Raw genomic sequence first — 18,735 nt, 5'->3', positions numbered from 1 at the left:
AGACTGATCGGCTCCCTTACAATCAAATTCTTCGAGGTGCTCGATGGCTGATCCCGCCAGCGTGAAGGCTCGCCTTCTCAAGACCTTCCGCGACTACCGCGTCGATGGTGTGCCGGCATCCGGCGCCAATGAGCCGGACAAGGGGGAGATCCGCGCGTCGCTCGCGCCGGTCGTCGATCTGGCTCAAGAGGCGAAGGACATCGCTTCCCTTGCAGGTTCGACCTTCGTGGTGGCGGCCAAGTCCGAGCTGGCGTCGCTTAGTCCCTCGAAAGTCGGTGATCGCGCCGAAGTCCGCAACGACCCAGCAGGCGACGTCACGAACGGCAACGGCGTCTACCGCTGGACAGGCGCCGCTTGGGTTTGGGTGAGCGATTTGCTTCCGGCGTCCGTCGAAGGCGCGATCGATCGTGCTGCACTTGGGGAAAGCGGTGACGAACTAGACACGCCTCATCCTGTGGTCGCGGTCGAGGTCGATGAGAGCGGAAAAGTCGTTCTCGAGCGCCTGGCTGACGGTCGCATTGATCTGGAGCCTGGTCCCCGCCTGCTAGCCAAGATGGGCGCGCTAGGCGCTTCGGGGATCAACAATCTCGCCGCCGACAGCATCATCGCCTCGCGCGATGTGATTGGGGAGGATCGCCGTAGGGTCTGGTCCGACGCCGACACTCAGCCTTTGTGGCGCTACTCGATCCGCAAAGACGCCGCCTCGCTTGGCACTGCCGTTCCTGCAGTCTCCTACGCGACGCTGGTGATCTGGTACGGCCAGTCCAATGCCGAAGGAAACAGCGGCGGTGAAGTGATTACAACGTCGCCGCCCTCGCCGCGCAGGGCGCTCATGCTCTCGACGGGCGTGCGCGGGACCGGCGCCGACGCATCCAACGCGGCAGGCATTCCTGATCTGCTGCCTGCTCGCGAAGTCGTCACGGCCGCCAGTCCGTTGCTGGGTGAAAGCCCCGCCACAAGCATGATGGCGTCTCTGATCGCCCGCGACGGCAACACCGTGCCCACCCTCTACGTCGGTCGCGTGCCGGCTAAGGGCGGCTATCGTGTCGATCAGTTGGCCTCGGGAACCGTGCCCTTCACAAACATGGTTCAGGAGGTCGCGCGCATCTCTGCGCTGCTCGCTCTGCATAAGATCACTGACCTGCGTGTCGTGGTCAGCTATCTTCAGGGCGAAACCGATGCAGTGTCATCGACGCCAGCGGCGACCTACAAGGCCACGCTCTCGACCCTGCTGACCGCCATTCGGACCCAGCTGGGCGCCGTGGCCAATGTGACGGACGTCAAGATCGTCCTGTGCCAGGCGGCGACCAACGCCCTGTCGAGCATCTATCCAAACGACCCGGCGGCGATGCAGTATGAGATCGCCCGCGACGACACGACGGGCAAGGTGTTCCTGGGCGAGCCGAACTATCAGTTCCCGCTCTCTTCTCAGCCCAGCGACAACTACCACACCTCGGCCGCAGCTAAGGTCGCCTTGGGGCGCAAGACCGCCAGGACCTACAAGCGCGCCTTGGCGGGCCAGCGCACGGCGGTCATGCCCAATCAGGCGGGCATCGCTCGCGTCGGCAACGCGATCATCATCCCCTTCGAAACGCCGGACAATCTCGACCTGGCCATTGATCCGACGCAGCCGGCAATCACCGGCCTAGGCTTCGAGGTCTTCATGGGCCCGGCGGGGGCGCGGTTGAGCAGGCCGTTTCATCTGTCGCGATCACCGGCCCTCGGCAGATCACACTCACATGCGCAGGCGTCCCAGCCGCCGGCTGGGAGGTTCGCTACGCCCACGACGGCAATCCGGTGGCGGGTTGGCTCGGCGCGCGGGGCACGCTGGCGACTGTCCCTGACGCCAGCGGCGACCGTTACCACGCCCCCGTCTTTATCCATGTCCTGGGCTGAGCCATGACCCTTGTCCGCACCCTGCCGTTCGTCGCCGACGGGTCCGTCGCCCTTCCGGTTTACCAGACCTTCGGGCAGCAGATCGAAGCGCTGTCACCGACCGCCTGGACGCCTCAACGTGATGCTGACTTCACCGGCATGGTGGGCGCCGAAGTTCAGGAGCTGATGGCGCGTGCACCTGCTGCCGCGAAGTGGACGGCCCTTACGTCGGCCCGTCGTCCCACGCGCCTGTCAAACATGACGCTGCTCTTTTCGACATCGGGGTCCGCCGAGGGCATGGCCCTGGCGGGCGCAACCTTCCCGGCCGGGGATTACACCAAGCTGGTCGTGTTCAATGTGGATGAGGCGGTGGCCGCGACGGCGCATCTGATGTCGGACTCCACCACGACGGCCATCCAGCACACGCTGTTCTACACCGTGAACCTGGGCGGGGGTCTTCGCGCTTCAACGGGCACTGGCGTCGATAAACAGACCGGCGTTGCGCCCGCTCCAAAAGGCGCTTGGGGTTGGGCTCTGTGTTCCTACGATGCGTCCGAGCGCACGACCTTCCTGGAGACGTACGGAGGGCGCGCGGCCAACAGCGCCGGGACGGCCGATGTCGTTCCGTCCACGGCTTGCTTCATGGGATGCAGCACATCTGGAGCGTCCGGCGGGCTCAACGGCAAGATCGGCCCGACGCTCATCCTGCCGCAGTCGGTCTATTCGATCGATGGGCCAACCGACGCCGCCCGGCTTCCGATCCGACAGATGCTGATCCGCTATGCCGAGCGCGCGATCGCGCGGCTGAACGCCGGGATCTGATGAAGGGCGTTCATCCGCCCCTAGCCGCCCAACGGCTGTTCCACCACGGCCTGACTATCGGAGAGGCGGATGTTCGACCCGCGTGAACTGCCTCTGTTCTGGGGCCTATGCGGCGGCCTCATCGCGGGCGGCCTCGGTATGATCCCGGCCTATGGGTCGAAAGGCGCGACGCGCGAGGCGCGGGTGCGGGCCTGGCTGTCGTTGGGCATCGGCGTCTTCGCCGGGCCGGTGGCGGCCGAGGCGGCGACGCCGTCGATCGTCGCCCTGGTCAAGGTCCTGGACTTTCGCGTCGTGGCGCTGGCGATCGGCTGGATGGCCGCCAACGACCCGCGCGGCTTCTTCAATCTCGTGGGGCGCATCATCAAGGCCGGCCTGCGGGCCGCCGTGGAAAGCAAGGAGGCGTCGTCATGACGCATCACGCATGGGTCGTTCTGACGGGAATGCTGTTCCTGTCGGCAGGTGGGGTGATGACGGTCGTGTTCCGGTTGCTCGGTCCGACCTATCACACCCGGATCTCAGGTAGTTGGTTCCTGCGGCTGGTCGTGTTCCTGATCGCCATCTTCCTGATGGTCAGGGGGGCGACAACAGTATTCCCCGGCCGCTTGGTCAGGGTGGATCATATGTCGCCGCTCCTGCCGCTAGGCGCGCTCTGTTCGCTGGCCTTCTCCCTGATCGTCTTGGACTTCGTGCAGCGCGACCGCAGCCCGCCGCCGTGGAGCGTGATGGCGATCCGACTGTTCACACTGATCCGGCGCGAAGACTGGGCGGCCGAGGCGGCGATGAAGCTGCCGCCGGCAGGCCTTCTCGACCGGCCGGTGTCAGACCAGCCGCATAACGGGTTGCGGGTGACGGTGATCTGCGTCGCCATGGTCCTGGTCGCGGCGGCGGCTCTGACTGTCGGATACAATGGCTTGACCAGCTAACGAACCGGGGTCGCGTCAGCCCGCCACCCATCGCGTGATCAAGTAGACGCCGCCTGCAAGGATCGCCCACGACGCGATACTGGCGAGGACCAGAACTGCCACGCGCACCTTGCCCGACCACTTCGGTTCTGGCGCGCCCCATAGCGGGCTTCCGTTGTCGTGCTGCATCGGCATGGCGGCGACCTAAGCACATGCGAGCGCCGTTCGCATCCCCACCCCCACAATCTGGGGACTGACCATGCTCGACACCGGTCAGTCATTCGAAGAAGGCGCTACCCGGCTGTCTCGCGAAAATGGCAGGCTCATGAAGTCTCGACACCACTGCCCTCGCTCAGCGAGATCTGGACGCTCCGCAGCAATTTCTGTGAGGACTCTACCTAACGCTCCGACACGATAGAGAACCAAAGCAATCGCTTCGTCCCTATCGTGCGAAGCCATGTCCGACCTAAGCGCCTTTTCCAGCAATTCGTGGACACCGCCTGAGAACATACGAGCGACGCGAAGATGGTCTCGGACATCCGGCTTACTGTTTTGCTCAATCATTTTTCAAGCTCGCGAGAAAAAGACGAACACTCTGAAGCCCTCTTACGTCAGCATCGTCACTTCTTGATCGCTGCTCGCTCAACAAGCCCTGCACGACTATATCAAGCAAGGCGATACACTCTTCAGCGTTACAAGGTGTCTGTAGCAAAGCCCGCGCGACCGCATCATCAATGATGTCGGCCGTGTCTTCAGCATCATCGACTTGCTGAAGTTTCAGGGCGGTAGCGGAACAATCTAAACAGCCCACTGCGGGCTCCTGCTAAAATTGACCCAAGAAGATCAGCCGGGGCATTTGCGGAACCGCCGGCCTTAGCTCCCCGCTAGAGCAAGCCGCAAGGCTCGACCTTGACGCTATCGCGCACACCTGAAGCGCGCAACCCCCACAATCTGGAGACTGACCATGGCCTCGGAAGAGCCTGCCTGGCTGGCGTTCGCCCGCCAGCAAATCGGCGTGCGTGAAATCGTCGGACCCAAACACAGCCCGATCATCATGGGCTGGATCCAGAAGCTCGGCGCCAAGGTGCTGGGCATCAAGGTCGTCGATGACGAAACGGCGTGGTGCGGCACCTTCGTCGCCATGTGCATGATGATGGCCGGGCTGGCTTCGCCGGCGATCGCCGTTCGTGCCTCGTCCTGGGCGACGTGGGGGCGCGAGCTGGTCGGGCCGCGTCTGGGCTGTGTCCTGGTCTTCACGCGCACGGGCGGCGGTCACGTCGGCTTCTATATCGGCGAGGACGCGACCCACTTCCACGTCCTGGGCGGCAATCAGGGCAACGCCGTTTCGATCACCCGCATCGCCAAGGATCGGCTGGCCAAGGACGGCATGCGTTGGCCGTCCGGCGTCGCCCTGCCGGCGGTGCAGGTCATCCGCCTCAACGCCGCCGGCGTGCCCGTGACGGTGAACGAGGCATGACCCGCACTCTTACGCCGTTGGGCTGGCTGATCGCCGGCATCGCCCTGCTGATGTCCATCGCCCTAATCGCTTGGGGTTGGAACAACCTCTGGGCCTGGTTGCCGTGGTCGGCTGAGGCGCGGCTCGATCGGGTGGAAGCGCGGGCCGATCGCGCGGAGAGCGACGCCTCGGCGCGCGGTCTGGAAGCCCAGGGCAACGCTGAACAGGTCCGCCGCGCGGAAGCGTATGGCGATGACGTGACCCCCGTTTCTCATCCAGCCATAACGAGAGTCCTTGGTTGATCTGAACTGGGGTTGGCGGGGTTGGCAATAGGCCGGTCTGAGCAGCCATCAACCAGCGCAGCAGACCGGCCGCTCTGTCCGGTGAGCGCCTGTGCGTAGGCCTTCGGCGTCAACCATCCCAGCTTCGAGTGAGGCCGGGTTTCGTTGTAGTCGCGCCGCCAGGTTTCGAGGACAGCCCGGGCGTGCGGCAGCGATCGGAACAGCGTCTCATTCAGCAGCTCGTCGCGCAGCCGACCATTGAAGCTCTCGTTGAAGCCGTTCTGCTGAGGCTTGCCCGGCGCGATGTAATGCCAGCTCACGCCGGCGTCGTCGGCCCAGGCCAGGATGGCGTTGGACGTATATTCCGTGCCGTTGTCGCTGATGATCGTATCCGGGCGTCCCCGCCGCAGGATGATGGCGTCCAACTCGCGCGCCACCCGTCGCCCTGACAGCGAGGTGTCGGCGACGAGCCCGAGGCACTCGCGCGTGCAGTTGTCGATCACCGTCAGGATGCGGAAGCGCCGCCCGTCCGTCATCTGGTCGGAGACGAAGTCCAGCGACCAGCGCTGGTTCGCGACCAGGGGAATCTCCAGCGGACGCCGCGTGCCTATGGCGCGTTTGCGCCCGCCGCGCCGGCGCACCGTCAGCTTCTCCTCGCGATAGATCCGCTGGACGCGCTTCTTGTTGACCGCATGCCCCTCGCGCCGAAGCATCACGTGCAGGCGGCGATAGCCGAACCGCCGTCGCTCCTGGGCCAGGGCCTTCAGCCGATCCCGCAGGACGCCGTCGTCCGGTCGCGTCGCCTGATAGCGCACGCTCGTCCGATCCACGCCCAACACCCGGCAGGCCCGCCGTTCGCTCATCGCGTAGGCCGACTGCAGGTGCGCCGCCGCCTCTCGATGCGCAGCGGGCGTCACCACTTTTTTCCCAGCAGATCCTTCAGCGCGACGCTGTCCAGCATCGAGTCCACCAGCATCCGCTTCAGCTTGGCGTTCTCCTCTTCCAGCGCCTTCAGACGCCGGGCCTCTGACACGTCCATGCCGCCATACTTGGCCTTCCACTTGTAGAAGGTCGGTGAGCTCAGCCCGTGCTTCCTGCACAGGTCCGCCACCGGAACGCCGGCCTCCTGCTCGCGCAGGATCCCGATGATCTGCTCTTCCGTGAACCGTGATCGCTTCATTCTGTCCGTCCTTTCGAGGGGCGGACTCTAGCTATTCCTGGAGGAGTTTAAGGGGGTCACGTCACTCTGAACATGGCGTATTGGCCGCCGAGTTCGCGGTGACGATCGCCATCATTAACGATGAGCGGCGCCCGCTCGGCTTCTGGATACGATGTCGCCAACCACTCCGAAAGCGAGGTGCCACCCGCTTTCGGGTTGTGAAAGAAGAAGAGTTTGGGAGGCATTCCGCGCTGTCTCGGATATCGGGAACGGGCATGTCGGCCCGTGCATACCCCGCCTACATCTGATCGACAGTCAGCGCCAGTTGAGCAATCGCCCCTCCCCTTCGGCCGGCCGCTCGCCTATATCGCCGGCCTGTCCCGTTCCGGAGTTTCCCCATGGCCTATGTCGCCCCCAACGATCGTCCCGCCGACAAGGCGGCGCGGTATCTGGAGGTCGAGGAGGAAATCCTGGCCGTGCTGGACGGCGAGCCGAATGTGACGGCGCGAATGGCGACGGTGGCGTCGATGCTGGCCGATGCGTTCGAGCGCTATTTCTGGACCGGCTTCTATGTCGTGGCGCCGGACAAGACCGACGAACTGGTGGTCGGGCCCTATCAGGGGACGCTGGGATGCCTGCGCATCGCGTTCGGGCGCGGGGTGTGCGGCGCGGCGGCGGCGACGGGCCAGACCCAGTTGGTCGAGGACGTGCACGCCTTCCCCGGCCACATCGCCTGCGACAGCCGTTCGGCCAGCGAGATCGTGGTGCCCGTGCGCGACGCCTCCGGCGCGCTGATCGCGGTGTTCGATGTGGATGCCACGACGCCGGCCGCCTTCGATACGGACGACCAGGAGGCGCTAGAGCGGTTGATGGCCAAGGTCTTCGCCGCAGGTTGATCGCCCCGCACTCGGCTCTATGGTCTCCGGCGACATGGAGGATCGGATGATGCAGCGGACAGTCGCAATCACGGGCGGACATGGCGTCCTGGGCCGGGCGGTGCTTGAGGCGGCGCTGAAAGGCGGCTGGCAGGTCGCGGTCATCGACCATGCCTCGGGCCATGCCGTGCCCGACGGCGTGCTGGAGATCGGCGGGGTCGATCTGACCGACGCCGGCCAGGCGCAGAAGGCCGTCGATGCGGTGATCGCGCGGTTCGGGCGGCTGGACGCCCTGCTGAACATCGCCGGCGGCTTCGTCTGGCAGACGACCGACGATGCGGAACCGGCGTGGGACCGGATGTATGCGCTCAACGTCACCACCGCCGTGAACGCCAGCCGCGCGGCGCTGGATGCGCTGAAGGCCTCGCCCGAGGGTCGGATCGTCAATGTCGGGTCGGCCGCCGCGCTGAAGGCCGGGGCCGGCATGGGGGCCTATGGCGCGGCCAAGGCCGGGGTCCACGCCCTGACCCAGGCGCTGGCCGAAGAGTTGAAGGCGACAAAGGTGACGGTCAACGCCGTCCTGCCGTCGATCATCGACACGCCGGCGAACCGCGAGGACATGCCCGACGCCGACCCGGCCACCTGGGTCGCGCCAGCCGATCTGGCGGCGGTGATCCTGTTCCTGGCCTCGCCCGAGAGCCTGGCCATGACCGGCGCCCTGGTGCCCGTCACCGGCCGCGTCTGATGCGCAGCGACCGGGTCCGCAGCGTCCTTTATCTGCCCGCCTCCAATGCAAGGGCGATCGAGAAGGCGCGGACGCTGGATTGCGACGTCGCCGTGCTGGACCTGGAAGATGCCGTGGCGCCCGAGGCCAAGGCTGACGCGCGCGACGCCGCCGTCGCGGCGGTTCGCGGCGGCGGGTTCGGGCCGCGCGTGGGCGTTCGGATCAACGGTCTGGACACCGACTGGGGGCTGGACGATCTGGCGGCGATGAAGGCGGCGGGGGCCACGCTGGTCGTCGCGCCCAAGGTGGAGACGCCCCAGGCCGTGCACGCCCTGTCCGCCGGCTTGGCCAAGGGTTGCGCCCTGTGGGCCATGATCGAGACGCCGCGCGCGCTGATGGCCCTGGCCGACATCGCCACGTCGGATGGGGCGCTGGACGGGCTGATGCTGGGGGTCAACGACCTGGCCAAGGCGCTGGGGACCGGGGCGTCGCCGGATCGCGAGCCGTTCAAGCCTTGGCTGGCCCTGCTGGTCGCCGCCGCGCGGGCCAACGGATTGCTGGCGATCGACGGGGTGTTCAACCGGATCGACGATGTCGAAGGCTTGGCGGTCGAGGTATTGCAGGGGCGACTGTATGGGTTCGACGGCAAGAGCCTGATCCACCCGTCGCAGATCGCGGCCGCCAACGCCGCCTTCTCGCCGTCCGAAGCCGAGATCGCCGATGCGCGAGCGATCGTCGCCGCCTTCGACGCGCCAGACGCCGAGGGGCGAGGCGCGATCCGCGTGAACGGGGCGATGGTCGAACGACTGCATCTGGAGCAGGCCAAGGCCTTGCTGGCGCGGGCGGATCGGGCCTAGTCGCGTCGACGCAACCGCCGTAAAGCTCGCGTCGAACCTCAGCGGACCCGCCTTGCCCCTACCCTTCGACACGCCTTTGAAAATCCCGGCCTGGGTCTGTGCGCCCGGCGTGCTGAAGGTCCCGTTTCTCGACGTGTTTCTGGCCGACTACGACCTGCGTCGCTTGCCGGGGGAGGACGTGCAGGCGGTGCTGGGCTGGGGGATGAAGCCGACGGCGGCGGCGGGGCGACGGTGGGCCGAGAGGAACGGGCGGCCCTATGTAGCGCTGGAGGACGGGTTTTTGCGTTCGGTCGGCATCGGCGAGGCGGGTGCGACGAGCCTGAGCCTGATCGTCGATGATCTGGGCGTCTATTATGATGCGACGCGGCCCAGTCGACTGGAGCAACTGATCCAGACGGCGGACGACTGGTGCGATGCGGCCCTGACCGCGCGGGCGCGCGGGCTGATCGACCGGATCGTGGCTTCGGGCGTGTCCAAAACCAACATGGGCGGGCCGCTGGATCCGAGCCTGCTGAAGCCCGGCCGCCGCGTGCTGATCGTGGACCAGACGTTCGGCGACGCCTCCATCGCCTATGGTCTGGCGACGGCTCAGAGCTTTGACGACATGATCGCCGCCGCCCGGCGCGACGAACCGGACGCCCAGCTGATCGTCAAACGCCATCCGGCGGTGGCGGCTGGCCGAAAGCGTGGCTGCGTGACGGACCTGGCCGGCGTCGCCCTGGTCGATACGGATGTGCGGCCCGCCGACCTGCTGGCGGCGGTGGATGCGGTCTATTGCGTCACCTCGGCGCTGGGGTTCGAGGCCCTGTTGCGAGGGCTGCCGGTGCGCTGTTTCGGCGCGCCCTTCTATTCCGGCTGGGGTCTGACGACCGATGCGGTCGAGACGGGGCGGCGCGGCGTCGCGCGGTCGATCGAACAGGTCGCCGCCGCCGCCCTGATCGCCTACAGCCGCTATGTCGATCCGGTGACGGGCGACAGGTGCGAGGCCGAACAGGCGCTGGAGCGGTTGATCGCATTGCGCGACCGGGCCGACCGGCTGGCGGGCGCTTGGTCGGCGGTCGGGTTCGCTCCGGCCAAACGCCCGCCGGTGCGCCGCCTGCTGAACTCGCCCAAGGCGTCGATGCGCTATTTCATGTCGCCGTCGCGCGCCGCCGCCCATGCCAAGGCGACCGATGGGCGGCTAATCTGGTGGGCGGGCAAGGAGAGCGAGGCGACGCGTCAGGCGGCGGCTGCTTTTAGCGGCCCGACCGTGCGGATGGAGGACGGATTCATCCGTTCGCGGGGCCTGGGGTCCGACTTCGTCGGCGCCCTGTCGGTCGCGCTGGACGACCAGGGCGTCTATTACGACCCGTCGCGGCCCTCGCGGCTGGAGACCCTGATCGAGACCTCGGACCTGTCGCCGGTTCAGCTTGCGCGGGCCGCCGCCCTGCGGACGCGCGTGGTCGATGCCGGCCTGTCGAAATACAATCTGAGGGGTCAGGCGCCGACGGACTGGCCTGTTGATCGCGACATCCTGCTGGTCGTCGGCCAAGTCGAGAACGACAAGTCGATTTTGCTGGGCTGTGCGCCCGATCTAAACACCAACTCGGCCCTGGTGGAGGCGGCGCGGCGCGATCATCCCGACGCCTTTCTGGTCTATCGCAATCACCCCGACGTGCTGGCGGGCAACCGGCCGGGGCGGCTGGACGCCGGGGCCATGGCCTCGGTCGACGCCGTGGGCGACGGGCTGGATATCGTCGACTGTCTGAACGCCTGTCGCCGGGTGGCGACCCTGACCTCCCTGACCGGTTTCGAGGCCCTGATGCGGGGCAAGGCGGTGTCGGTCTATGGCCGGCCCTTCTATGCCGGATGGGGGCTGACCGACGACCGGCTGACGTTCGAGCGCCGCAGCCGCCGCGCCGGCGTCGATCACCTGGTCCACGCCGCCCTGATCGCCTATCCCCTCTATGTCACGCCCGAGGGCTGGCCCTGCGAGGCCGAGGATCTGGTGGACCGGCTGATCGCCGCGCGCGACCAGCCGACGCCCAGGGCGCCGCGCGGCCAGGTGCAGCGCTGGGCCGCCGGCGTCATCGCCAGTCTCGACCGCAAGCCGCCGCCGTCCTATTGACGCGTTCTGATAGGAAACGGACTGTCCTCAAGCAGCAAGGTCCCGCGGGCCGAGCGATAGGAACACACTCCTCAAGCAGCGAGACGCCGCGCGTCGAGCGATAGGAACAAAAAAGTGTCGAATGCAGTGATCGCCGCCACCGGCCTCTTCACCCCCGAACAGTCGGTCTCGAACGCCGAACTGGTCGACAGCTACAACGCCTGGGCCGACGGCTGGAACGCCCGCCACGCCGCCCAGATCGAGGCCGGCGAGCTGGAGGCCAAGTCGCACTCCTCGCCCGAATTCATTGAAAAGGCGTCGGGCATCAAGAGCCGGTTCGTGCTGGACAAGGCCGGGATCATCGATCCCGAGCGGATGGCGCCGAACCTGGCCGAACGCTCCAACGACGAAATCTCGATCCTGGCCGAGATGGCGGTCAAGGCCGCGCGTCAGGCGATCGAGGCCTGGGGCAAGCCGGTCTCGGAAATCGGCGCCGTCCTGTGCGCCGCGTCGAACATGCAGCGCGCCTATCCGGCCATGGCCATCGAGGTTCAGCAGGCTCTGGGCATCGAGGGCTTCGCCTTCGACATGAATGTGGCGTGCAGCTCGGCGACCTTCGGCATCAAGACGGCGGCGGACTTCATCGCCGGCGGCTCGGTCAAGGCCGTGCTGATGGTCAATCCGGAGGTCTGTTCGGCCCACCTGAACTTCACCGATCGCGACAGCCATTTCATCTTCGGCGACGTGGCGACGGCGGTGATCGTGGAGTCGTCGGATACGGCGGGACCGGGCGGCTGGGACGTGCTGGGCACGCGGCTGAAGACAACCTTCTCCAACAATATCCGCAACAACTTCGGCTTCCTGAACCGCAATGCGCGCGACACCGCGCATCTGGACAGCCCGGAGGCCGACGACAGCGTCCAGAACGACAAGCTGTTCATCCAGCAGGGCCGCAAGGTCTTCCGCGACGTTGTGCCGATGGTGTCGGACATGATCGTGGATCACGCCGGCGAACTGGGCCTGGATCCGCATGATCTGAAGCGGCTGTGGCTGCACCAGGCCAACATCAACATGAACACGATGATCGGCAAGAAGGTGCTGGGTCGTGAGCCCTCGGCCGATGAGAACGTCATCATTCTGGACGAATACGCCAACACCTCCTCGGCCGGCTCGATCATCGCCTTCCACCTGCACAACGACGGGTTCGAGGCGGGCGATACGGGACTGATCTGCAGCTTCGGCGCCGGCTATTCCGCCGGGACGGTCTTCGTCAGGAAGCGCGCCGCCTGAAGCCTTAAAGCCGGGGCAGGAACAGGACGAAGTCCAGGCTCCACAGCCCCGGTCCATTGGCGATCAGCCAGATCAGAATGACCATCAGCAGGGTCTCCGGCAGATCGAAATAGCTGGAGAGGCGATAGCCGAGGCTGGTCCCCTCCACCGACTTTGACGCCACGGTCACCAGGGCGACCAGGCTGATGATCAGCAGCACCAGGGCCGCCAGGCTGGTGAAAAGACCCATGATCAGCAGGGCGCCGAAGGCGAACTCGCACACCGAGACGAACTTGGCGGTCTGACGCGGCGCGGCGATGCCGGCCTCGACCATCGTCTTCTGCATCTTCTCGGCCTGGGCCGGGGTGAACAGCTTGTAGAAGCCGGACAGGAAGAACATTCCCCCGACCACGACCCGCGCGATCAGGGGCGCGATGTCCATCAGGGCCGGAACGCCCAGGCCGAGGCCGCGATAAAGGTCGATCATGGGGCGAAGGCTCCGCTTGGAATGGCGAAGCCTTCAATGCCCTAAGGACGCGCCGGTTGCTTTGCCAAGGCTTGGGCGGGATGCGTCGCCTTCCATTCCATGGCGCGGCGGATGCGGTTCTCCACGCTGGGGTGATCGTAGAACAGGAACTCCTCGATCGCCGATGGCGACGGGGCGCGGTATTCGGCGGTCTTGATCAGGGCCTTGGACAGACCGTCCGGCGCATTGGCGTGAACCAGCGAAAAGTGGTCGGCGTCCTCCTCCATCGTGCGGGTCATGGTGGCGAAGACCGGAGTGCCCAGCACGCCCAGGAAAGCCAGCACCAAGGCCAGGACCGGCAGGCCCGCAGGGTCGGAGACGTCGCCCACGCGATCCGCCCTCAGCAGACGATGCGCCACTGGATACAGCCGGTCGGTCAGCCAGAAGGCGAGCACCGACAGGAGGACCAGAATGCCGACGGTCCAGAGAATGTGCGCCCGGACATAGTGGCCCATCTCGTGGCCGACCACGCCGCGCACCTCGGCCAGATCCGCGCCCTGTTTGAACATGGTGTCGCTCATCGCCACCCGCGCCGTACCGAACAGGCCCGAGACATTGGCGGTGTAGCGGTCGGACTGTTTGGAGCCGTTGTAGATGAAGATCTTGTCCGACGGCGTACCCGTCTGTTTGGCCAGGGTCACGACGGCGTCGCGCACCGGCCCGTTCGGTGCGGGCGTATAGGTGTTGAAGATCGGTTCGATCACCAAGGGCGCGAGCACCAGGCCGATGACGATGAAGGCCGCCGTCACGCCGGCCGCCCAGGCCCACCAGAACCGACGCGCGCGCCGGATCAGGGCATAGATCGCCACGAGCAGCAGCGAGGTCGCCACAACCGAAATCGCTGCGCCGATCACGGCCTCGCCCAGCCAGCCGCCCAGGGCCTGGCTGGTCAGTCCATACTGTTTCTCTCGCCACCAGCCCTGATAGATCGCCCACGGCAGGGTCAGCGCCCAACTAATGGCCGAATAGACCAGGGCGACGACGAAACTGGCCAGGATAGGCCGACGACGGCGACGTTCGATCCGGCTGCGGATCGCGACTAGCAGGCCGGTACGTACGATGATCCAGGCGACCAGGGCCGAGACCAGGAAGCTCCACAGGATCAGCCAGTGCGAACCGTGGGTATAGGCGATGGCGCGGGCCGTTTCTTGGGGCGACAAGGTCGCCAGCCATTGGACCGTCGCGGCCGCCGGATCGAAATTCGTCATGGTTTTCTCCCTTGAGAGAACCAAACCGTGCGACCCGCGTTATGTCAGGTTAATTCGCATCCATGATGATTCTCGCCCGGCCACGCTTGAATCTTTCACGACTTTTTGTCACGCATTCTCCTGTCGAGAACAGGGGATGTCCCAGATGGCTCACAAGACGCCCAAGCAGGTCCTGGAAAGCTTGGCTCATGATATCGCCACCGTGTTGAAGAGCATGGGTGGCTCGGCGCACCAGAACATGGTGGTCGATTGCGTGGCGGCGATGAAGCGCCAGCGCGGCGAGGCGGTCAATCCGCCCGATCTTCGCCAAAAGATCATCGAGACCTTCGAATACTATCGCGACTGGTTCGTTCGCCCGTTCGGCGAAGGCTCGCAGCGTTGGGCCCTGGCCGGCGACTTCGGCTGATTTCACGGTTTTGAACCAAAAAGGCGCGCTCCCTGCGGAGCGCGCCTTCGTCGTTACGACTAATCGATCCGATCAGAAGCGACGGATGTAGCTGACCGAATAGGCGTCGGCTTCACCACCGTTGTCGCGGTAGTCGCGACGGGTCCAGTCGGCGCGGACGCCGTTGACGCCGTCAAGGTAGTAGTTGGCGCCAGCGCCGTAGTTCCAGCTGTCGCCGCCCACGTCGGTGTTGGCGCCCGGGAACTTCTGCTTCAGCTCGGTGTGGCCGTAGCCGCCGCGTGCGAACAGTTCCAGCTTGTCAGAGACCGGCACCTTGCCGACCACGTAACCGGCGGCGTCCCACTCATGTTTGATCTCGCCATCGACGCCCGCGACGGTGAAGTCGTCATGCTTCACGCCGACCGAGGCTTCAGTTTCCACAGCGATGTAACGGTTGAGGTTGACGCCAAGACGACCGGTGACAGCGCCCGTCGTTGCATTGTCGCCTTCAAGATGAGTGTAGCCCAGCGAGCCGTAACCACGCGGCTCAGGATTGGTTTGAGCAAAGGCCGGAGCGGCGATTGCGGAAACGGCGACAGCGGCGAGAAGAATGTTACGCATTGTTTCTTATTAACTCCTAGATGTGATGACCGAGCCGATCATCAGCCCCATCCAGCGAGTGCTTAAATAGGTCACGGCATCATCTGTTCCAGAGGCGCGAACACACGACGAATGCCTGTGGACGCCGGGACACATACAGCGTTCCGCCAAGATCGGCGACTTTGTGGCGTTGCAGCAAAAAGGGCGGCCTCGACCGAGACCGCCCTTCCTTTTTTTATCCGTCATCCTCGGGCTCGACCCGAGGATCGGACGTCGGACACACTGTGCGTCGCCGTTATTTCACCAGAGCCGGGACCGCCGGTCCTCGGGTCGAGCCCGAGGATGACGGGTATAGGATCGCTTAGCGGTCCTTCTCGCGCTCCACGTTCAGCGCGGCCTGGGCCGCCGCCAGACGCGCAATCGGCACGCGGTAGGGCGAGCAGGAGACGTAATCCAGCCCGGCCTGTTCGCAGAAGGCGATCGACGACGGGTCGCCGCCATGTTCGCCGCAGATGCCCAGCTTGACCTCGGGCCGGACCTTGCGCCCGCGCTCGGCGGCGATCTCGATCAGGCCGCCGACGCCGTCCTGGTCCAGCCGCACGAAGGGATCGGTCTCGAAAATGCCCTTGTCCAGATAGGCCTGCAGGAACCGGCCGGAATCGTCGCGTGAAATGCCGAACGTCGTCTGGGTCAGGTCGTTGGTGCCGAAGCTGAAGAACTGGGCGTATTCGGCCAGGTCCCCCGCGCGGATGGCGGCGCGCGGCAGCTCGATCATCGTGCCGACCAGATAGTCGAGGCTCTGGCCCGTCTCCTCGAACACCGCCTTGGCCGTGCGGTCGGTCAGCTCGCGCAGATATTTCATCTCAAGGCCCAGGGCGACCAGCGGGTGCATGATCTCCGGCAGCGGCGCGGCGCCCGACTTCTGCTTGACCTCCAGCGCCGCCTCGATGATGGCGCGGACCTGCATCTCGTAGATCTCGGGATAGGCGACGCCCAGCCGGCAGCCGCGGTGGCCCAGCATGGGGTTGGTCTCGTGCAGTTCCTTGGCGCGGCGCTTCAGCTTCTCGGCGTCGATGCCGGACGAAGCGGCCAGGGCGTCGATGTCTTCCTCAGTGTGGGGGATGAACTCGTGCAGCGGCGGGTCCAGCAGGCGCACCGTCACCGGCAGGCCGGCCATGATCTCGAACAGTTCGACGAAGTCCGACTTCTGGAACGGCGCGATCTTGGCGAGCGCCGCGCGACGGCCCTTCTCGTCGTCGGCCAAGATCATCTCGCGCACGGCGGCGATCCGGGTGTCGTCGAAGAACATGTGCTCGGTGCGGCACAGGCCGATGCCCTCGGCGCCGAAGCCGCGAGCGGTCTTGGCGTCCAGCGGGGTCTCGGCGTTGGCGCGGACCTTCAAGCGGCGCACCTTGTCGGCCCACCCCATCAGGGTCTGGAAGTCGCCGGTCAGTTCGGGCTCGATCATCGGCACGGCGCCGTCCAGCACCTCGCCCTTGGAGCCGTCGATGGTGATGACCTCGCCGGCCTTGAAGGTGCGGCCGCGCGCGGTGAAGACGCCCTTGGCCTCGTCGATATGGATCTCGCCGGCGCCGGAGACGCAGGCCCGCCCCATGCCGCGCGCCACGACGGCGGCGTGGCTGGTCATGCCGCCGCGGGCGGTGACGATGCCGCGCGCCGCGTGCATGCCGTGGATATCTTCGGGGCTGGTCTCCTCGCGCACCAGGATGACCGCCTCGCCCAGACCCGACATGCGCTCGGCCTCGTCGGCGTCGAAGACGATCTTGCCGGTCGCCGCGCCGGGCGAGGCCGGCAGGCCGGCGGCGACCACGGTGCGCGCCGCATCGGGGTCCAGCGTCGGGTGCAGCAGCTGGTCCAGCGCCGACGGCTCGACCCGGCTGATGGCCTCTTCCTGGGAGATCACGCCCTCCGCGGCGAGGTCCACGGCGACCTTCAACGCCGACTTGGCGGTGCGCTTGCCGTTGCGGGTCTGCAGCATCCACAGACGGCCCTGTTCGACCGTGAACTCGATGTCCTGCATGTCGCGGTAGTGGCTTTCCAGCTTGCCGACGACGTCGACGAACTGGGCGAACACCTCGGGCATGGCCTCTTCCATCGAGGGGGCGGTCTCGCCCATCTCCTCGCGGCCGATCCTGGTCAGGGACTGCGGGGTGCGGATGCCGGCGACCACGTCCTCGCCCTGGGCGTTGATCAGGAACTCGCCGTACAGGCGCGCCTCGCCGGTCGAGGGGTTGCGGGTGAAGGCCACGCCGGTCGCCGACGTCTCGCCCATATTGCCGAACACCATCGACTGGACGTTGACGGCCGTTCCCCAGCTTTCGGGGATGTCGTGCATGCGACGATAGAATTTCGCCCGGTCGTTCATCCAGCTTTCGAACACGGCGCCCACGGCGCCCCACAGCTGGTCCTTGGGATCCTGCGGGAAGGCGTGACCCAGTTCGCGCTCGACCACGGCCTTGTAGTCGGCGACCACCTTCTCCCAATCGGCGGCGGTCAGGTCGGTGTCGACCGTGACGCCCAGGCGATCCTTGTGCTGGTCCAGCACCTCTTCGAAATCGTCGTGGCTGAGGCCCAGAACCACGTTGGAATACATGGTGATGAAGCGACGATAGCTGTCGAAGGCGAAGCGGCGGTCGCCCGACAGCTTGGCCAGACCCTCGACCGTCTGGTCGTTCAGACCCAGGTTCAGCACCGTGTCCATCATGCCCGGCATCGACGCGCGCGCGCCGGACCGCACCGACACCAGCAGCGGGTTTTCGACATCGCCGAAGGTCTTGCCGACCACGCCCTCGACCTTGGCCAGGGCGGCCTGGACCTGGGCGTCGAGATCGGCCGGATAGGTCTCGTTGTTGGCGTAGTAGTGGGTGCAGACCTCGGTGGTGACGGTGAAGCCCGGGGGAACCGGCAGACCCAGCGACGACATTTCCGCCAGATTGGCGCCCTTGCCGCCGAGAAGGTTCTTCATCGACGCGTCGCCGTCGGCGGAGCCTCCGCCGAAGCCGTACACCCACTGAGTCATCATGCAGTCCCTGAGCTTTTCGGATCGTCCGGCGGGTTGGCCCCGCTCGCACATGCAGCATGATCTAGCGCGTGAGAGCGGCCTTGACCATTGCGGATGTAACAATGCGTGAGCGGATGTGCGGTTTCCTAGCGACGTGCGCGCACAACCTTGACGTCATCGTCTCCTCCCCATGAAATGGGGAGGGGGACCGCGAAGCGGTGGAGGGGTTCTTGACGCACGAAGGCTCCGTCTCGCGCGCCCGCATCCTGCGTCGCGCCCTGACCTCGCCCGAAGCCCGACTGTGGGTCCACCTGAGCCGCCGGGCGCTGGGTGGGCTGAAATTTCGCCGTCAGCATCCGGCGGGCGTCTATGTGCTCGACTTCTACTGCGCCGAGGCGATGCTGGCCGTCGAGGTGGATGGCGAAAGCCATGAGGGCCGAGGCGAACACGACGCCCGACGCACGCGCTGGCTTGCGACACAGGGCATTGCGGTCATCCGCGTCTCAGCCGAACAGGTGCGAACGGACCTGGGTGACGTGCTCGATTTCATCGCCGACAGGGCGAGAGACCGAATCCAAGGCTGAAACACCCAGTCTCCTCCCCATGAAATGGGGAGGTGGCGCGGCGCGCTTGCGCCGTGACGGAGGGGTTCTTCACCCCATCGCAGCGGTGTGACGTCAAGAGCCCC

At 66.1% G+C, this 18,735-nt stretch carries 19 protein-coding genes; 13 read left to right on the top strand and 6 right to left on the bottom strand.

What is annotated here, in order from left to right; all coding sequences use genetic code 11:
* Positions 1-43 precede the first annotated feature (43 nt).
* The 4 genes from LG306_RS06515 (at position 44) to LG306_RS06500 (ending at position 3,620) form a co-directional block, all read left to right on the top strand.
* Entirely contained in the window at positions 44-1,903 is a 1,860-nt protein-coding gene (locus tag LG306_RS06515) for a sialate O-acetylesterase (RefSeq protein WP_404419150.1), read from the top strand.
* Positions 1,900-2,697, top strand: coding sequence for a hypothetical protein (locus tag LG306_RS06510; RefSeq protein ID WP_404419147.1), 798 nt, complete (start codon positions 1,900-1,902; stop codon positions 2,695-2,697). Before LG306_RS06515 ends, LG306_RS06510 begins: the two co-directional genes overlap by 4 nt.
* Positions 2,698-2,766: 69 nt before the next feature.
* A complete protein-coding gene (locus LG306_RS06505; protein WP_066550159.1) occupies positions 2,767-3,108 on the top strand; it encodes a hypothetical protein in 342 nt (113 codons plus the stop codon).
* Positions 3,105-3,620, top strand: a complete 516-nt coding sequence (locus LG306_RS06500) for a hypothetical protein (protein ID WP_404419144.1) — start codon at positions 3,105-3,107, stop codon at positions 3,618-3,620. The genes LG306_RS06505 and LG306_RS06500 overlap by 4 nt, the downstream gene beginning before the upstream one ends.
* A gap of 535 nt (positions 3,621-4,155) precedes the next feature.
* On the opposite strand, the gene LG306_RS06495 is transcribed toward LG306_RS06500, so the two are convergent.
* The gene (locus LG306_RS06495) at positions 4,156-4,410 is read right to left on the bottom strand and encodes a hypothetical protein (RefSeq protein ID WP_404419142.1); all 255 of its coding nucleotides are present in this window, start codon (positions 4,408-4,410) and stop codon (positions 4,156-4,158) included.
* A gap of 153 nt (positions 4,411-4,563) precedes the next feature.
* Between LG306_RS06495 and LG306_RS06490 the strand changes: the two genes are divergently transcribed.
* Positions 4,564-5,076: a TIGR02594 family protein gene (locus LG306_RS06490; protein WP_404419140.1), complete on the top strand. Its 513-nt coding sequence runs from the start codon at positions 4,564-4,566 to the stop codon at positions 5,074-5,076.
* Complete coding sequence (locus LG306_RS06485) at positions 5,073-5,357, top strand: hypothetical protein (protein ID WP_404419138.1); 285 nt, start codon at positions 5,073-5,075, stop codon at positions 5,355-5,357. The genes LG306_RS06490 and LG306_RS06485 overlap by 4 nt, the downstream gene beginning before the upstream one ends.
* On the opposite strand, the gene LG306_RS06480 is transcribed toward LG306_RS06485, so the two are convergent.
* A protein-coding gene (locus LG306_RS06480; RefSeq protein WP_404413560.1) for an IS3 family transposase occupies positions 5,327-6,516 on the bottom strand; the annotation gives its coding sequence in 2 pieces (ribosomal slippage) (positions 5,327-6,264 and positions 6,264-6,516; 1,191 coding nt in all). The genes LG306_RS06485 and LG306_RS06480 overlap by 31 nt on opposite strands.
* A gap of 377 nt (positions 6,517-6,893) precedes the next feature.
* Between LG306_RS06480 and LG306_RS06475 the strand changes: the two genes are divergently transcribed.
* The 5 genes from LG306_RS06475 (at position 6,894) to LG306_RS06455 (ending at position 12,327) form a co-directional block, all read left to right on the top strand.
* Entirely contained in the window at positions 6,894-7,391 is a 498-nt protein-coding gene (locus tag LG306_RS06475) for a GAF domain-containing protein (protein ID WP_404419136.1), read from the top strand.
* Positions 7,392-7,437: 46 nt separating this feature from the next.
* Positions 7,438-8,115 (top strand): SDR family NAD(P)-dependent oxidoreductase, encoded by a 678-nt coding sequence (locus LG306_RS06470; RefSeq protein ID WP_404419134.1) that lies wholly within the window; start codon positions 7,438-7,440, stop codon positions 8,113-8,115.
* Positions 8,115-8,951 (top strand): HpcH/HpaI aldolase/citrate lyase family protein, encoded by an 837-nt coding sequence (locus tag LG306_RS06465; RefSeq protein WP_404419131.1) that lies wholly within the window; start codon positions 8,115-8,117, stop codon positions 8,949-8,951. The genes LG306_RS06470 and LG306_RS06465 overlap by 1 nt, the downstream gene beginning before the upstream one ends.
* A 52-nt stretch (positions 8,952-9,003) precedes the next feature.
* Positions 9,004-11,058: a capsular polysaccharide biosynthesis protein gene (locus LG306_RS06460; RefSeq protein WP_404419129.1), complete on the top strand. Its 2,055-nt coding sequence runs from the start codon at positions 9,004-9,006 to the stop codon at positions 11,056-11,058.
* A gap of 114 nt (positions 11,059-11,172) precedes the next feature.
* The gene (locus LG306_RS06455) at positions 11,173-12,327 is read left to right on the top strand and encodes a beta-ketoacyl-ACP synthase III (protein ID WP_112863678.1); all 1,155 of its coding nucleotides are present in this window, start codon (positions 11,173-11,175) and stop codon (positions 12,325-12,327) included.
* Between the two features lie 4 nt (positions 12,328-12,331).
* Here the strand turns inward: LG306_RS06455 and LG306_RS06450 are convergent, their stop codons facing one another.
* Together LG306_RS06450 and LG306_RS06445 are read right to left on the bottom strand one after the other, a co-directional pair.
* Positions 12,332-12,793, bottom strand: a complete 462-nt coding sequence (locus tag LG306_RS06450) for a DoxX family protein (RefSeq protein ID WP_055752982.1) — start codon at positions 12,791-12,793, stop codon at positions 12,332-12,334.
* A 41-nt stretch (positions 12,794-12,834) separates the two neighbouring features.
* Positions 12,835-14,040: a M48 family metallopeptidase gene (locus LG306_RS06445; RefSeq protein ID WP_404419126.1), complete on the bottom strand. Its 1,206-nt coding sequence runs from the start codon at positions 14,038-14,040 to the stop codon at positions 12,835-12,837.
* Between the two features lie 136 nt (positions 14,041-14,176).
* Here LG306_RS06445 and LG306_RS06440 point away from each other — a divergent pair, with 136 nt between their 5' ends.
* On the top strand, positions 14,177-14,446 hold the full coding sequence (locus tag LG306_RS06440) for a hypothetical protein (RefSeq protein ID WP_017504786.1): 270 nt from the start codon (positions 14,177-14,179) through the stop codon (positions 14,444-14,446).
* A gap of 72 nt (positions 14,447-14,518) precedes the next feature.
* Here the strand turns inward: LG306_RS06440 and LG306_RS06435 are convergent, their stop codons facing one another.
* Together LG306_RS06435 and ppdK are read right to left on the bottom strand one after the other, a co-directional pair.
* Complete coding sequence (locus tag LG306_RS06435; RefSeq protein ID WP_039244441.1) at positions 14,519-15,046, bottom strand: porin family protein; 528 nt, start codon at positions 15,044-15,046, stop codon at positions 14,519-14,521.
* A 340-nt stretch (positions 15,047-15,386) separates the two neighbouring features.
* The gene (gene ppdK / locus LG306_RS06430; protein ID WP_404419123.1) at positions 15,387-18,068 is read right to left on the bottom strand and encodes a pyruvate, phosphate dikinase; all 2,682 of its coding nucleotides are present in this window, start codon (positions 18,066-18,068) and stop codon (positions 15,387-15,389) included.
* A gap of 209 nt (positions 18,069-18,277) precedes the next feature.
* Here ppdK and LG306_RS06425 point away from each other — a divergent pair, with 209 nt between their 5' ends.
* Positions 18,278-18,631, top strand: a complete 354-nt coding sequence (locus LG306_RS06425) for an endonuclease domain-containing protein (protein WP_404419120.1) — start codon at positions 18,278-18,280, stop codon at positions 18,629-18,631.
* The last annotated feature ends 104 nt before the right edge of the window (positions 18,632-18,735 follow it).

It is taken from the genome of Brevundimonas vesicularis, assembly GCF_044807075.1.
GTDB classification, from domain to species: Bacteria; Pseudomonadota; Alphaproteobacteria; order Caulobacterales; family Caulobacteraceae; genus Brevundimonas; species Brevundimonas vesicularis_G.
Note: the sequence above shows the minus strand (reverse complement) of the source record. Positions and strands in the feature narration are given on the sequence as shown.